Genomic DNA, 13,859 nt, shown 5'->3' with positions numbered 1-13,859 from the left:
AACCCGCGGTGGTTATGCCTCCACCGTTGCGGTGCGGCGCTCCTTGAGAGCCCAGCCGATGACACCGGCGAGCAGACCGAACGCAATCCAGGAACCGAGCACCAGCCACTGGTCGCTCGTTGCAACCTCCGGGAAGTACGCAATCGAACGCAGCAGAGTCGAGGAAGCACCCGGCACCAACATCTGACCAATCTGACCCCACGCACCGGGCAGGAACACGCTCGGCATGGTCGCACCCGAAATCGGGTTACCAATGAACATGGTCACCACGGCGCTCAGACCCAGGCCAGCGGAGGGAACCAGCAGGGCGCCCATACCGATCATGAAGGACGCGGTAGCCAGGTAGGTTGCGGCGAAAGCAGCCCACAGGGTTGCGAAGTCACCGGGAATGAAACCGAACCAGGTGCTCAGAATCAGGGCGGTCAGTGCACCGGCGATGACGGAGTACAGGGTTGCGGTGGCGAAGCGGCGCCAGGTGCCGTTAATCAGGGTCAAGGAGAGCATGCCGCCGATGGTTCCGCCCATGACCAGGGGGAATGCGGCAATAGCCAGACCGGTACCGGAGGAGTCATTCTCGCTCAGGGGCACAACTGCGGTGGTCTTCACCTCCATTGCGGATGCCTGTTCGGCCTGCACCTTCATCTGCTCCAGCTGGGCGGCAGCCTGCGCACCCTGCTCGCCTCCCGCCTGCACCGCCTGGGTGAGGGCTTCCGTCTTAGCGGCGAGTGCCTTCTGCTGAATCTGCGCGTTCAGCTGGGTGGCAACACCGTTGAGTATCTGGGTTGCTGCGGTGTTGGCGGCGGGGGCGGTCAGCACCTCGGGAGCAGCGCCTTCGGTGAAGATGATTGCGCCATAGGTTTCGCGCTGCTTGATTTGCTGTTCAGCCTCTTCGCGGGAGGATGCCTGCTTCAAGTCGAAGGTTTCAATACCTTGGTCTTTGAGGGACTGTTCAAACTGGCTGACGGTCACCTCGGGGCCTGCGATAGAGACGGGCAGGTTCTTTGCCTCCATGGTCTTGGTGGGCCAAGTGAAGGCTAGGACGACGAGTGCTACCAGCAAGGATGCTAGTACGGAGGTGGCGATGACCTTGAGCCAGGAGGAGCGCTCGGGGGCTGAGGCGGTCACCGATTCCGCAGTGACTGCGGTGGTAGTTTCATTGTTCACAAGAATCTCCAAACAAAATGTTTATTTCGTTTACGAGTCAGAACTCTACCCTCGATTTTTACTGAGTGCAAACGAAATAGCTATTTTGTTTATAAAGTCACAAAAAGAATCAGTGTTGTGTTTGCGCGTTTTTTAGCCCCACCCCCTAGACTGGAACCATGCCCCGACTAACAGACGCCACCAAAGCCGCACGCCGAGCCCAAATCATCGAAGCCGCCATTAGCTGCTTCCTCGAAAAGGGCTACACCAACACCTCCATGAGTGACATCATCAAAGCCTCCGGGCTGTCCTCCGGGTCCATCTACTCGCACTTCTCCGGCAAAGAAGACATTCTCATCACCGCCATCAACGAGCGCCTCAACAACGTCAAGGAGCTCTACGAAACACTCCCCGAAGGCGCAGGCCCCCAGGATATTCTCGAAACCATCCACACGAACCAGCTGGTAAACGACAATTTCTCTGCCATGCTGCGCATCCGCCTTGAGTCGCTCCACGCACCCGAAATCGCCAGGGCAACCGCGGACATCATGCCCCTATTGCAGGGCATCATCGTAAAGACCCTTACCCTCTGGGCAGCTGAACAGCTGAGCGTTCTACACGAAATCAACCCCGATTCGGCGCAGCGCACCCCCGAACAGGAGGCGCTCATCGCCGACTACGCCCGCGACACCGCGGACGCCTTCATGATGGTCTTCCAGGGGTACATGCTCCGCTCCTTCTTCGGTAGCACCGAAGAGAAGGACCGCCTCTACCGCGTTGCAATGGCACTCCTTCCTGAGTAGTTGACCACCCAATAGTCCCCAAAAATCACCCTTGAGCGGTTGTTTTTCAGCATTTAGACCATGCAGGGGCAACATAGGCCATTCACATCCTGCAGGCGTAGAATCGAGAAACCATGACTGAATCCTGCACCCCCGCAACCCCCGAGCCGCGCGCCACCAACCCCGCCGAGCTGAACAACCTGCGTGCCGCACACGCCGATGAGCTCTCCTCACGCACCCGCGCCACAAGCATCCCGGCAGACTCCTGCTCCCTCTACGACGACGAGGCGCTCGGCGGCACCGCCGGACGCGCCACCGCATGGCTGGCGCTCGAGCACGTGGGCCAGTGGGGGCGCGACGTGCTGGACGGCTCCGCCCTCGGCGAGGAGCTTTCGGAGGCGTTGGGCGAGGCAGTCTCGCAGGCGGGTTTGAAGTTCCTACTGATCCGCCAGACGGGCAGGGCGGGGCGCGTACTGCACGGCGCGCCGGATGCATCCGGCAACCCGACCCACCGGGTGCTCTACGCGCTCTGCACCCCGGGTGAGGAGAAGCTCTACTCGTTCAGCGTGAGCACCCCCGAACAGCTCCTCGACCTACCCCTGGGCAACCCCCAGGAGTTGATTCAGGCGACCGGCGCGGAGCTCATGGGATCCCCCGCCATTCTCGTGTGCACCCACTCCAAGCGTGACCGCTGCTGTGCCCTGCGCGGTCGCCCCATTGCGGCGCACCTGGCGGATATCCTGCCGGGCAACGCGGTCTGGGAGTGCTCGCATACGGGCGGTCACCGCTTTGCCCCGGTCGGCATTATGCTGCCCACCGGCTACACCTACGGTCGCCTCTCGGAGCCTTCGGCACTGGCGGCGTACCTGTCGCTGGCGGGTCGTTCCATTCCGTCGTTGCACGGCCTGCGAGGCCGCAGCACGGATACTCCAGTGGAGCAGGCAGCGGAGGTTGCCGTACGCCTCGAACTGGAGAAAAAGGGCGAAGAAGTATCCTCTGGAGGTTTGGTTTCACGTGAAACATCGGGGCGGGAGGCATTCGTTGCGCTCCGCGAGGCGGGCATCGATGTGAACGTCGAGACAAGCACTGAGTTCTCCCCTGAATTTTTTGCGGCGTTCTCGCCTAAAGATTTCTCCGAACACCCCACCGTGGAGGCGGCACTCACCTCCCACACCGACGGACGCACCTGGGTCACCTTCTTCGAGCGGGTCGCCCTTGAGCCGCGCCCCAACTCGTGCGGCAAGGGTCCCGCAGATGCTTTCAGCCGCGAGCTGCTCGCACTGCGCCAGCTCTAGCGCCCACGCATGTGTAGACAGCACGAAGCCCCAGCGGGCACCTTCTCGGGTACCCGCCGGGGCTTCACTGTATTCAGACTTATCCGGCGAACGGGTTCGGCGCGCCGACGTACTGCAGCTCGGTGTACTCCTCCAGACCCTCGGGGCCACCCTCGCGACCCATACCGGACTGCTTCACACCACCGAAGGGAGCCGCCGCGTTCGAGATGACGCCGGAGTTGTAACCGATCAGGCCAAACTCCAGACCAGCCGCCATGCGCGTAAAGCGCGGGTGGTTGTTCGTGTACACGTACGCGGCCAGGCCGTACTCGGTGTCGTTGGCGAGCTTCAGGGCGGTGCGTTCGCCCTCCTCACCGTAGCCGCCGAACGTGGCAATCGGGGCGACGGGCCCGAAAATTTCTTCACGCCACACCCGCATCGAATCGGTCACGCCGGTCAGCACGGTGGGGGTCACGAAGTTGCCCTTGTTCAGGTTCTTGGGCATGCCGCCGGTATCGCTCGGAACATTCTCCCCAAGCTCGGGAATGTACCCGCCGCAGGCGAGGAGCGCACCCTTACCCAGGGCGTCTTCGACCATAAAAAGCATGGATTCAACCGCTGAAGGTTGAATTAGCGGTCCACAGTCGGTTCCGTCGACGGTTCCGTCACCCACGACGGTCGCCTCCATACGCTCCACGAAGGCGCGGGTGAACTCTTCGGCAATGTCCTCGTGCACGATGAATCGGTTGGCGGCGGTGCACGCCTCACCCATATTCCTCATCTTCGCCGCGTAGGCGCCCTCCACGGCGGCGGGAATGTCCGCATCCTCAAAGACGATGAACGGTGCGTTGCCGCCCAGTTCCATGGAGGTGCGCAGAACGTTCTGCGAGGCCTGCGCGAGCAGGGTGCGGCCCACGGCGGTGGACCCGGTGAACGAGACCTTCCGCAGGCGCTCATCAGCCATCAGCGCGGAGACAACCTCGCCGGTACGGGAGGTGGTCACCACGTTCAGCACGCCGTCCGGCAGGCCCGCCTCACGCATCAGGGACGCGAAGTACAGGGAGCTGAGCGGAGTCAGGGAGGCGGGCTTGAGCACCGCGGTGCAGCCCGCCGCGAGCGCCGGGGCGACCTTGCGTGCCGCCATGGCGAGCGGGAAGTTCCAGGGGGTAATCAGCAGGCAGGGGCCGACGGGGCGGCGCACGGTGGTGATCTGTAGCCCGGATTCGGGGGCGATGCCGGTGCGGCCAAAGTTGCGGGCGGCTTCTTCGGCGTACCAGCGCAGATAGTTCGCGGCGTAGGCGACTTCGCCGCGGGACTGGTCGAGGGGCTTGCCCATTTCGAGGGTCATGAGCCGGGCGATGACTTCGGTGCGCTGCGTCATGAGCGTGTAGGCGCGGTTGAGGATGTCGGCGCGTTCGCGGACGCTGGTTGCCGCCCATGAGGTGCGGGCGTCGCAGGCGGCGTCGAGTGCTTCGATGCCCTGTTCGACGCTGGCGTCGGCGACGTGCGCGAGGATTTGGCCGCAGGAGGGGTTGTGCACGGGGAAGGAGTCGTTGTCGCCGGTGACCCAGCTGCCGCCGATAAGCAGGTCGGTGGGCACGTAGAAGAAGGGGTAGGAGGGCCGCTCGTAGGGGTCGATGGGTTCGCGCTGCGGCATGTTGATGCTTTGCATGTGCGGTTCGGTGCGGCCTCGTAGCTGGGCGGATTTCGCGGCGGGCTTTGCGGCGGGACTCTCGGCGGAGCTTTCGGGTGAGGTGGTCATGGCGTGCCTTTCGGGTTGGGGCGGCCGGTGCGGTCGACTCTGACGCTTTTAATTCTAGTCCCCGTCCTCTCCCCTGCCCCGCACGCCTACACGTCCTCGCTCGCTCTCTCCCCGCCTTGGAAAGACCGCAGGCACGCCGAAGGGGGCCGCATCCATTACAGATGCGACCCCCTTCGGACCGGATTCTCGCTCGGTGCGTTGCTCAGCGCGCGAGCATCCTAGCTGGGGATTATGGAAGGCGTTGCCCGGAAGGGATGCTCGGTGCTACATCCGCTCTGCCCGGTACCCGCACCTTCACCGCTGAGCGGCGGTGAGGCGGGCACCTAGGTGGGTTAGGCCCACCTGTTCTCTCAAATCCAGGACTGGCGTGCCTCGATTCGGGTCAGCTCCAGGGGACCGCCATCGTTGGTGCCGTGGAAGCGGCCGAAGTGTACGTACGGGCCGCGGTAGGCGCTGTGGTTGATGGGGCTGGAGTACTGGCCGTTGACGGTGTAGTAGAAGCTGTTCTTGTTCACCACGATCTTGCAGTTCAGTGCCTGGCCGGTGGTGACCTTCTGGCGCAGCTTCATGGTGTGCAGCACGCGCGGGCTGGTCTGGTTCGGTTCAAAGCAGAGAATCTGCGCCACGGAGCCGCCGCGGTAGTTGGGGCGGATGGCGAGTACGTAGGTGCCGTCTTCCTGTTTTGCAGCGAACTTCTTGCCGATGCCGAAGGCGCCGTCGTGTTCGCGACCGAACGCAATGTAGCCGTAGTGACCATCCTGCTTCGGCACTGCACTGGTCCACTTCATGGAGAAGTCGAGAGTGTACTTTTCGCGGGTGGTGTAGTTCGCCAGGGGGCCGAGCAGTACGGATTCGTCGTAGCGCTGGTTGTGCACGATGGCGGTGCCGGTCAGGTCGGGCATGTCCGCTGCGACGGAGGGGTCGGCGGGCAGCATGCCGTGGGGGCGCTTGCCGGTCTTGATCTTGACGCTGGAGTCGAAGGGGTCACCGATCACCCAGTAGGGGTCGGGGCACATGAAGCCCTTCACGCCCAGTGCCTTGTACTTTTCGTAGGCGGAGCGGCGGTGGATTTCCCAGACGATGACTGCCTTACCGAGGCCGGTGAGAGCGCGTACGTTCTCTTCGCTCATGGAGCCCTGGGAAGCGCCGGTCGGCTTCTCGTAGTAGGGTACGCCGATGGCGTCCACGTTTTCGTGGCGTGCCATTGCGGAAATCTTGTCGATGGGGTCGCCGCCGTCGAAGTAGCACCAGGTGGCGCAGCCTGCGGAGTTGGCAAGCTTCAGGTAGCGGGAGGTGGGTTTGAAGCCGCCGCTGCCGTCACGGTACATCTTGATGACGGTGCGGCGCTGCAGGCCACGTTCGGTGATGAACTTGACGAGGCCTGCCTGTGCGGGGCCGTCCTTCGCTTCGAGGAACAGTACGACCTTCTTGCCGCCGACGGAGGCGTATTCGCCGCCTGCGGGTACGGCGTCAACCGCTGCGATGGCCTCTTCGAGGGTGGGGATGTCGTACAGGTCGGTCTTCTCACCCAGGTTCTTGCGCATGTTGACCTTGTGCTGGCGCAGTTCGGCGAGGGTGTGGCCGCGCACGTCCAGGGCCGCACCGGTGGTGCGCTTGATGTTGGTGTCGTGCATGCAGACGAAGTGGCCGTCGCTGGTGGTGCGTACGGAAATTTCGACGGCGAGGGCGCCTCGGCGTACGGACTCTGCGTAGGCGTAGGCGGTGTGCTCGGGGCTGATGTTGCCGGCGCCGCGGTGGGCGATGAAGAATTCATCGGTCTTGTAGAGCAGCTGGTGTGCGGGGGAGCCGCTGTGTACTGCCGCGAGCTGTGCGCGGGTGTTGGCTGCGGCGTGGGCTTCGCCTGCCTGGAGCATGAGAGCGGCGGGTGCCAGTGCGGAGGCACCGATGAAGCCGCGGCGGCTCAGATTCTTAGAGGTCTTCGGGAATGCAGTCACCGTAGTGGTCCTTTTTCGTTTATGAGTTGAGCGTAATGTGTGTGGTTGGTCATTGAAGTTTTGGTTTATAGCTGAGGGTCCGGATTCTCTCAACTCAAACTGCAACTCTAAGTAGAATAACGATTTTTTATCGGTTCTTCATAGCGTTCACAGAAATATAGGGTATCATTTGCGCCTCATTCTTGCCCGCCGTGCAAGCTGCGCCGGGTATTCCTCCTTTTCCGCCGCTTTTAGTGGCGGCTATTCATACGGCGTTAAAAAATTTCTCGTGTAACGAAAAAGGCCGCGCCTGTAGCCCGATTGAGCCTGCAGGACGCGACCTTTTGCGTTAAACGTTTTTCAAAGGGTATTCACCCTTATTGAAGCTGAGCTATTTTCGCTGGTTCAGCTTACTTCTTGGATGCCTGAGCGACGCGGTCACCGGCTGCGACGGGGCGGCGGGACTCAGAGTCCTTGGAGATGTTGAACTTGGCGGTGTTGGTGATCATCACCATGGTTTCCTTGGAGGGGATGCGACCCTCGATAGCTGCCCAGTCCACCTCGATGATGGGGGCGCCAGCCTCAACCTTGTCGCCTACGTTAGCGATCTTGGTGAAGCCTTCGCCGCCGAGCTCAACGGTGTCGATACCGATGTGGACCAGCACCTCGCCGCCGTTTTCGGTGCGAAGCATGAATGCGTGCAGGGTGTCCTGAATCAGTGCAATGGTGCCTGCAACGGGCGCGACGATGGTGCCTGCGGTGGGGTTCACTGCGTAGCCGTCACCCATAACGCCCTGAGAGAAAACGGGGTCGGAGACTTCGCTCAGCGGCAGGTACTCGCCGGTAACAGGTGCGACGTAGACGTCTGCGGACGATGCTTCCTGTGCGGCAGCTTCCTTCTTCTTCTTGCCGAAACCGAACATATATGCTCCTTCTGGTCGTGTGGCGCTATGAATAGCGTGTATTTGTAGCGCTGATGCGTCCGCGTCGGATGCGGGCGTCGTTGCCTTCTTGGTTTCACACCGGGCGGCGCCTGCCTATACGCAGGATCCGCACACTCCGGTGCATATGCACTCAGAATACAACACCTGAACCCGCAGCTCACGAGCTGAGAGTCATTCGACTCGAATTCTGCAAATATTCCGCAATTCTGGAACTTCACATCACACTTCTGCACTCTTGAGGTCCCGAGTACACTTAGTGAAGGACTGGCACCCCTCCCCCGAGCCGGTGCCGATAAGAGAGAAAAGGCTAAAAACTGATGACTGAAGCGGCTGAAACCGTTCTTGAAGTATTTATTCCGGGTCCCGGCGAGAACCCGGAGGATCCGCAGGATATGGAGCGCTCCGAGTTCCTGGGTGCCGCGCAGGAGGCGCTGGATTCGGGCGTGGACATTGAGGTGTATTCCACCGACTCGTACCCGTCCGCGTTTGAGGAGTGCGCGCCGGTTGCCGAGCAGATTGAGATGAACGGCCGCGAGGTTCTGCCCCTCATGCTGGTCAACGGTGAGGTGAAGGTGTCCTTCGCGTACCCGACCGCCGAGCAGATTAAGCGTTTTGCGCGCGCCCACCTGGTCGCCCAGCCGAAGGCGAACGCGGCAGCGGCAGCGTGCGGCCCCTCCGGTTCCCCGGCGGCGTCGATGATCCCGAACCTGAGCCCCCTGGCGGAGCCCGCCGGTTTCGCGGCGACCCTGGCGGGTAAGGCACCCCAGCCGGTTGGCGGCCCCGAGATCGGCAACCGCGTGAACCTCATGGGCGGTGACACCGGCGACGGTATCCCCACCTCCGGTTCAGTGGCTGTGAAGTCCGGCGGGTGCGGATGCGGTGGTTGCGGCTGCGGCGGCAAGTAAACCGCCCCTGCCGGCAATGAGCGCCCGGCTCGCCCGGTTTTAGCTACATATACAAAGAGCGGTGCCCGCCTCCTCAATGTGAGGAGGCGGGCACCGCTTTCGCTTAACGAAGCTTAGGTTCACACCCGGCAGCGACTAAGGGAGCCGCAACGGGCGAACAGTACCTTACTTGATGGAGGTACCGACGGAACCGAGCTGCTGGCAAGCCTCGACCACGCGTGCGGCCATGCCTGCCTCTGCAGCTGCACCCCAAACGCGGGGGTCGTAGGTCTTCTTGTTGCCGACCTCGCCGTCAACCTTCAGCACACCGTCGTAGTTGCTGAACATGTGGCCAGCAACGGGGCGGGTGAATGCGTACTGGGTGTCGGTGTCGATGTTCATCTTGATAACACCGTAGGACACTGCGTCTGCAATCTCCTGCTCGGTGGAGCCGGAGCCACCGTGGAAGACCAGGTAGAAGGGCTTGTCGCCCTTGCCGTACTTAGCGCCGACCTCGGTCTGGATTTCCTTGAGCAGCTCGGGGCGCAGGTGAACGTTACCGGGCTTGTACACGCCGTGAACGTTACCGAAGGTCAGAGCAGCCATGTAGGTGCCCTTCTCGCCCAGGCCGATTGCCTCAACGGTCTTGATTGCGTCTGCAACGGTGGTGTACAGGGAGTCGTCGATAGCGCCTTCAACGCCGTCTTCCTCGCCACCAACGGCACCAATCTCAACCTCGAGAACGAGCTTTGCCTTGGAGGTACGCTCGATCAGCTCAGCAGCAATCTTCAGGTTCTCGTCCAGGTCGATTGCGGAGCCGTCCCACATGTGGGAGTTGAAGATGGGGTCTTCACCGCGAGCAACAGCCTTCTCGGACTCTGCCAGCAGGGGCAGGACGAAGCCTTCCAGCTTGTCCTTGGGGCAGTGGTCGGTGTGCAGTGCAATGTTCACGTCGTACTGCTTAGCAACTTCGCGTGCGTATGCTGCGAAGGCCAGGGAGCCAACGACCATGTCCTTCTTGGAAGCGCCGGACCAGTATGCTGCACCACCGGTGGATGCCTGGATGATGCCGTCCGAGCCAGCCTCTGCGAAGCCGCGGATTGCAGCATTCAGGGTCTGGGAGGAGGTCACGTTCACTGCGGGGTACGCGAAGCCCTTTTCCTTCGCGGTCTGCAGCATTTCTGCGTAAACTTCGGGGGTTGCAATAGCCATATGCTGACTCCTTGGATAGATGCGACCGGTTACCGATGCTGGGCCGGTTCACCATATTTTGTTGGCGCGCGAGACGCCTCCTACTCGCACTATTTTACCAAGATACGACTTATTTATCGTTAATTTTTTGTGGGTTTTTTTGGGTTTACTGCAGCGAAATTTCCGCGAATTACCGCGGTAAAGTAGAGGTGTTAATGACTTGATGTCTTCTGTGCGTGCAGGGCAGCGTACACATCACCCGGACGCGATGAAAGGAACCTCCCATGAGCAAGGCGAGCGCTAAAAATAATCCAAAACAGCTCGACGCGAAACGTGAGAAGCGTGCCCGCCAGGCGCAGCGTCGTGCTGAGCGTGAGCATCCGAATGCGGCGGCTATTGCCCCGGTGCGCGCCCAGTTGGATGAGATTCTGGAGCGTAAGAGTCGGCATGTTTTGGGGCATGGCGATATGGCGAAATCCCTTGAGTTGATGGAGAAAATGCGTGATGAGGGTGCGAGTGACCACGAGATTGATGTGGCGCTTGCGGAGGCGAAGCTCCCCTCGGTCGTGCAGGTTGGTCGTAAGTCGTTGATGCGTTGGCCGAGTTGGTGGTGGTTGAATCGTCGTGAGCGTGCGTTGCGTGCGAAGATTGACCGCCTGATGGAGGGCTAGAGTCCCGTTCTGATTAGGTTGCTGGAGCGCCCCGTTGTGGGTGCTCTTGTGCTGTGCGGTGGTGGGGGAGTTGATTTTTTGAACTTAGGGTTCAATTAATCTATTTCACAAAACAAATAAAACCACACAATACAACATGAACCAAATATATTCATAAGATATGCATTATATGTATATAAATTGTTACGTGACGCGGGTTATATTTACCTAAATTACCGTGCTATAGTCGTTACAACCCACAGACGTGTTCCCAACCACATTTCATGTAACACGTGCTTCAGACGTAACTATCCAAGGAGGTATAGCATGAGCACCTCACCGAACAAGAACCCGCAGACTTCTGCAGCGGATCAGTACACCAAGCCCCCCACAGACGACCCGTTCGCACACGAACAGGAAGGCTTCCACAAGGGGCTTGGCGCACGTCAGCTCCAGATGATCGCCATCGGTTCCGCTATTGGTACCGGCCTGTTCCTGGGCACCGGTAGCCGCCTGCAGGACGCAGGCCCCATGCTCGCCGTCATCTACGCCGTCATCGGCTTCTTCGGCTACCTGATTCTTCGAGCCCTCGGCGAGCTGATCCTTCACCGCCCCTCCTCGGGCTCCTTCGTCTCCTACACCCGCGAATTCTACGGCGAAAAGGCCGCATTCGTATCCGGATGGCTGTACTGGCTGAACTGGGCAATGACCGCCGTTGCAGACGCCACCGCTATCGCTATCTACATCAGCTGGTTCGGTCGATACAACCAGTTCTTCGCAGATATTCCCCAGTGGCTCAGCGCATTCATCGTCGTTATCGTCACTGTGGCTCTGAACCTCATCTCCGTGAAGCTCTTCGGTGAGCTGGAATTCTGGTTCGCACTCATTAAGATTCTTGCCCTGCTGTCCTTCATGGCGGTAGGTATCTGGTACCTGGTCTTCGGTGAACCCATCAACGGCGTCACCCCCGGCCTGAGCCTTATTGCAGCCAATGACGGCTTCTTCCCCAACGGTATTCTTCCCGCTCTTATCGTGGTTCAGGGCGTTGTGTTCGCCTACGCCGGTATTGAGCTGGTCGGCACCACCAGTGGTGAAACCAAGAACGTTGAGAAGGTTATCCCCCGCGCTATCAACACCGTGATTTGGCGTATCGCGATTTTCTACGTTGGTTCCGTGGTTCTGCTCTGCCTGCTCATGCCCTACACCGCATATAAGGACGCAGAGTCGCCGTTCGTGACCTTCTTCGACGCTATCGGCATTGACGGTACCGCACCGATTATGCAGCTGGTCGTTATTACCGCGGCTGCTTCCTCGCTGAACGCTGGCCTGTACTCCACCGGCCGTATCCTCCACTCGATGGGTGTTGCAGGTTCGGCACCGAAGTTCACCACTAAGGTGTCCCGCTCCGGCGTTCCGGTGGCAGGTATTCTGCTCACCGGTGTGATTGGTCTCTTCGGCGTTGTGCTGAACTTCTTCGTTCCCGAGCAGGCGTTCGAGGTCGTGCTGAACATCGCATCCGTGGGCACCATGGCTAGCTGGGCGGCTATCGCAATGTCGCACCAGAAGTACCTGAAGCTGGTCGGCGAGGGCAAGTACAAGCGCCCCAACTACCGCGCACCCGGCGGTCGCTTCAGCGACTGGGCTGTGATGGTGTTCCTCGCTGTTGTGATGGTGCTGATGGCTCTGGATTACCCGGTGGGTACCTACACCCTGGCATCGCTGTTGCTGGTTATCCCGCTGCTGATTATCGGCTGGTACACGGTTCGTGACCGCGTCAACGAGATTGCTCGCGTCCGTGAAGGCTACACCGGTTCCGTGCCTGTGATTGCTGCCCGCCCCGTGGTGAAGAAGCTCGTTTCGGAGCCTCGTACCCACATTGACCTGGGTGAACTAGACGCTGAGGACGAGGACAAGCCGAAGGGCAACTAACCCGACGGCAGCCTCCGATCCCGTGATATCCCAGTGAAATCCCGGTGAAGGCGATGAGGGGGTTCTAGACCCTAGCCCGTAGGTTCCAGGAGTTCTAGGGCCCCCTCCCCACACGTCTTCCGTGTTCGCTCCGTATTACATCCGTGTAATACATAAAGCAAAGTACATATTTACAGCATTTCTAATACGGTGTGTCCTGCAATATATTTTGAGATAATAGATATCCGCAGTGACCACCAGATGCACAAAGAAGTTTTGTGCAGATATTCAAAGGAGAAAATCATGACTGAACGTCCTAGCGCACACGCGGTGGAATTTGTTGACGTCGCCTCGATGGCGAAGTGGATTCAGAAGGACGGCGTAGGCAACATCATTGCCGGCATGGTCGACTTCCTCGAAGAAGACTTCAAGAAGTGGCAGAGCTTCGACAAGATCCCGCGCGTCGCCTCCCACACCCCCTTCGGTGTGATTGAGCTGATGCCCACCTCCGACAACATCACCTACTCCTTCAAGTACGTGAACGGCCACCCGTCGAACCCGGCACGCGGCTTCCAGACCGTGACCGCGTTCGGTCTGCTCGCTGACGTGGACAACGGCTACCCCGTGTTCCTGGCTGAGATGACCCTGCTGACCGCGCTGCGTACCGCGGGCGTGTCCGCCATGGTTGCTAAGCACCTGGCACGCAAGGATTCGAAGAAGATGGCGATGATTGGTACCGGCTCGCAGTCTGAGTTCCAGGCGCTGGGTATGCGCGCTGTGCTCGGCATTGAGGACCTGTCCGTCTATGACGTTGATCCGCACGCGATGGAGAAGTTCCGCCGTAACCTGGAGCCGCTGGGCTTCCGCATCCACCTGGCTAAGGACGTGGACGAGGCTGTTGAGGGTGCAGACATTATTACCACCTGCACCGCAGATAAGCAGCAGGCGAAGGTTCTGCTGGACCGCCAGGTGAAGCCCGGCGTGCACCTGAACGCTATTGGTGGCGACTGCCCCGGCAAGACTGAGCTGGAGAGCGAAATTCTGGACCGTTCCACCGTGTTTGTTGAGTTCCCGCCGCAGACCCGCATTGAGGGCGAGATTCAGCAGAAGGACCCGGACTTCCCGGTGGTGGAGTTCTGGAAGGTTCTGACCGGTGAGGAGCCGGGCCGCGTGTCGGATGAGCAGATTACCCTGTTTGATTCGGTGGGCTTCGCGATTGCTGACTTCTCGGGTCTGCGTTATGCCCGTGCGGCTACGCAGGACACCGACCTGCAGCAGTTCATTGACCTGGTTGCTAGCCCGGATGATCCGAAGGATCTGTACTCGCTGGTGAACGTTAACGTTCCGGTGGGCTAAAGGACTAAGCAGCCTGACGCTGAGTGGCCTT

General features: G+C 60.4%; 11 protein-coding genes. 6 read left to right on the top strand and 5 right to left on the bottom strand.

What is annotated here, in order from left to right; genetic code table 11:
* Positions 1-12: 12 nt before the first annotated feature.
* Complete coding sequence (locus tag HXO69_RS00440; RefSeq protein WP_296544650.1) at positions 13-1,164, bottom strand: ABC transporter permease; 1,152 nt, start codon at positions 1,162-1,164, stop codon at positions 13-15.
* A gap of 158 nt (positions 1,165-1,322) precedes the next feature.
* Here HXO69_RS00440 and HXO69_RS00435 point away from each other — a divergent pair, with 158 nt between their 5' ends.
* Together HXO69_RS00435 and HXO69_RS00430 are read left to right on the top strand one after the other, a co-directional pair.
* Complete coding sequence (locus HXO69_RS00435) at positions 1,323-1,946, top strand: TetR/AcrR family transcriptional regulator (protein ID WP_296544648.1); 624 nt, start codon at positions 1,323-1,325, stop codon at positions 1,944-1,946.
* A gap of 113 nt (positions 1,947-2,059) precedes the next feature.
* Positions 2,060-3,220 carry a sucrase ferredoxin gene (locus HXO69_RS00430; protein WP_296544647.1) on the top strand — a complete coding sequence of 387 codons (1,161 nt, stop codon included), beginning with the start codon at positions 2,060-2,062 and terminating at the stop codon, positions 3,218-3,220.
* 79 nt (positions 3,221-3,299) lie between these two features.
* Here HXO69_RS00430 and HXO69_RS00425 read toward each other — a convergent pair whose 3' ends face one another.
* From HXO69_RS00425 to HXO69_RS00415, 3 genes are all read right to left on the bottom strand, one after another.
* On the bottom strand, positions 3,300-4,961 hold the full coding sequence (locus HXO69_RS00425) for an NAD-dependent succinate-semialdehyde dehydrogenase (protein ID WP_296544645.1): 1,662 nt from the start codon (positions 4,959-4,961) through the stop codon (positions 3,300-3,302).
* A gap of 350 nt (positions 4,962-5,311) precedes the next feature.
* Entirely contained in the window at positions 5,312-6,916 is a 1,605-nt protein-coding gene (locus HXO69_RS00420; protein ID WP_296544643.1) for a glycerophosphodiester phosphodiesterase, read from the bottom strand.
* A gap of 389 nt (positions 6,917-7,305) precedes the next feature.
* Entirely contained in the window at positions 7,306-7,818 is a 513-nt protein-coding gene (locus HXO69_RS00415) for a PTS glucose transporter subunit IIA (protein ID WP_049354085.1), read from the bottom strand.
* 338 nt (positions 7,819-8,156) lie between these two features.
* Here HXO69_RS00415 and HXO69_RS00410 point away from each other — a divergent pair, with 338 nt between their 5' ends.
* A complete protein-coding gene (locus tag HXO69_RS00410) occupies positions 8,157-8,744 on the top strand; it encodes an arsenic metallochaperone ArsD family protein (RefSeq protein ID WP_070616255.1) in 588 nt (195 codons plus the stop codon).
* A gap of 165 nt (positions 8,745-8,909) precedes the next feature.
* Here HXO69_RS00410 and fbaA read toward each other — a convergent pair whose 3' ends face one another.
* A complete protein-coding gene (fbaA, locus tag HXO69_RS00405) occupies positions 8,910-9,935 on the bottom strand; it encodes a class II fructose-bisphosphate aldolase (RefSeq protein ID WP_012902702.1) in 1,026 nt (341 codons plus the stop codon).
* A 263-nt stretch (positions 9,936-10,198) separates the two neighbouring features.
* Here fbaA and HXO69_RS00400 point away from each other — a divergent pair, with 263 nt between their 5' ends.
* The 3 genes from HXO69_RS00400 (at position 10,199) to HXO69_RS00390 (ending at position 13,828) form a co-directional block, all read left to right on the top strand.
* Positions 10,199-10,585 (top strand): hypothetical protein, encoded by a 387-nt coding sequence (locus HXO69_RS00400; RefSeq protein ID WP_012902700.1) that lies wholly within the window; start codon positions 10,199-10,201, stop codon positions 10,583-10,585.
* Between the two features lie 306 nt (positions 10,586-10,891).
* Complete coding sequence (locus HXO69_RS00395; RefSeq protein ID WP_296544641.1) at positions 10,892-12,493, top strand: amino acid permease; 1,602 nt, start codon at positions 10,892-10,894, stop codon at positions 12,491-12,493.
* A gap of 282 nt (positions 12,494-12,775) precedes the next feature.
* On the top strand, positions 12,776-13,828 hold the full coding sequence (locus HXO69_RS00390) for an ornithine cyclodeaminase (RefSeq protein ID WP_005504242.1): 1,053 nt from the start codon (positions 12,776-12,778) through the stop codon (positions 13,826-13,828).
* The last annotated feature ends 31 nt before the right edge of the window (positions 13,829-13,859 follow it).

Origin of the sequence: Rothia sp. (in: high G+C Gram-positive bacteria), assembly GCF_015265375.1 — a bacterium.
GTDB lineage: Bacteria > Actinomycetota > Actinomycetes > Actinomycetales > Micrococcaceae > Rothia.
The sequence above is the reverse complement of the archived record's forward strand: the minus strand, read 5'-3'. Positions and strand labels throughout refer to the sequence as shown.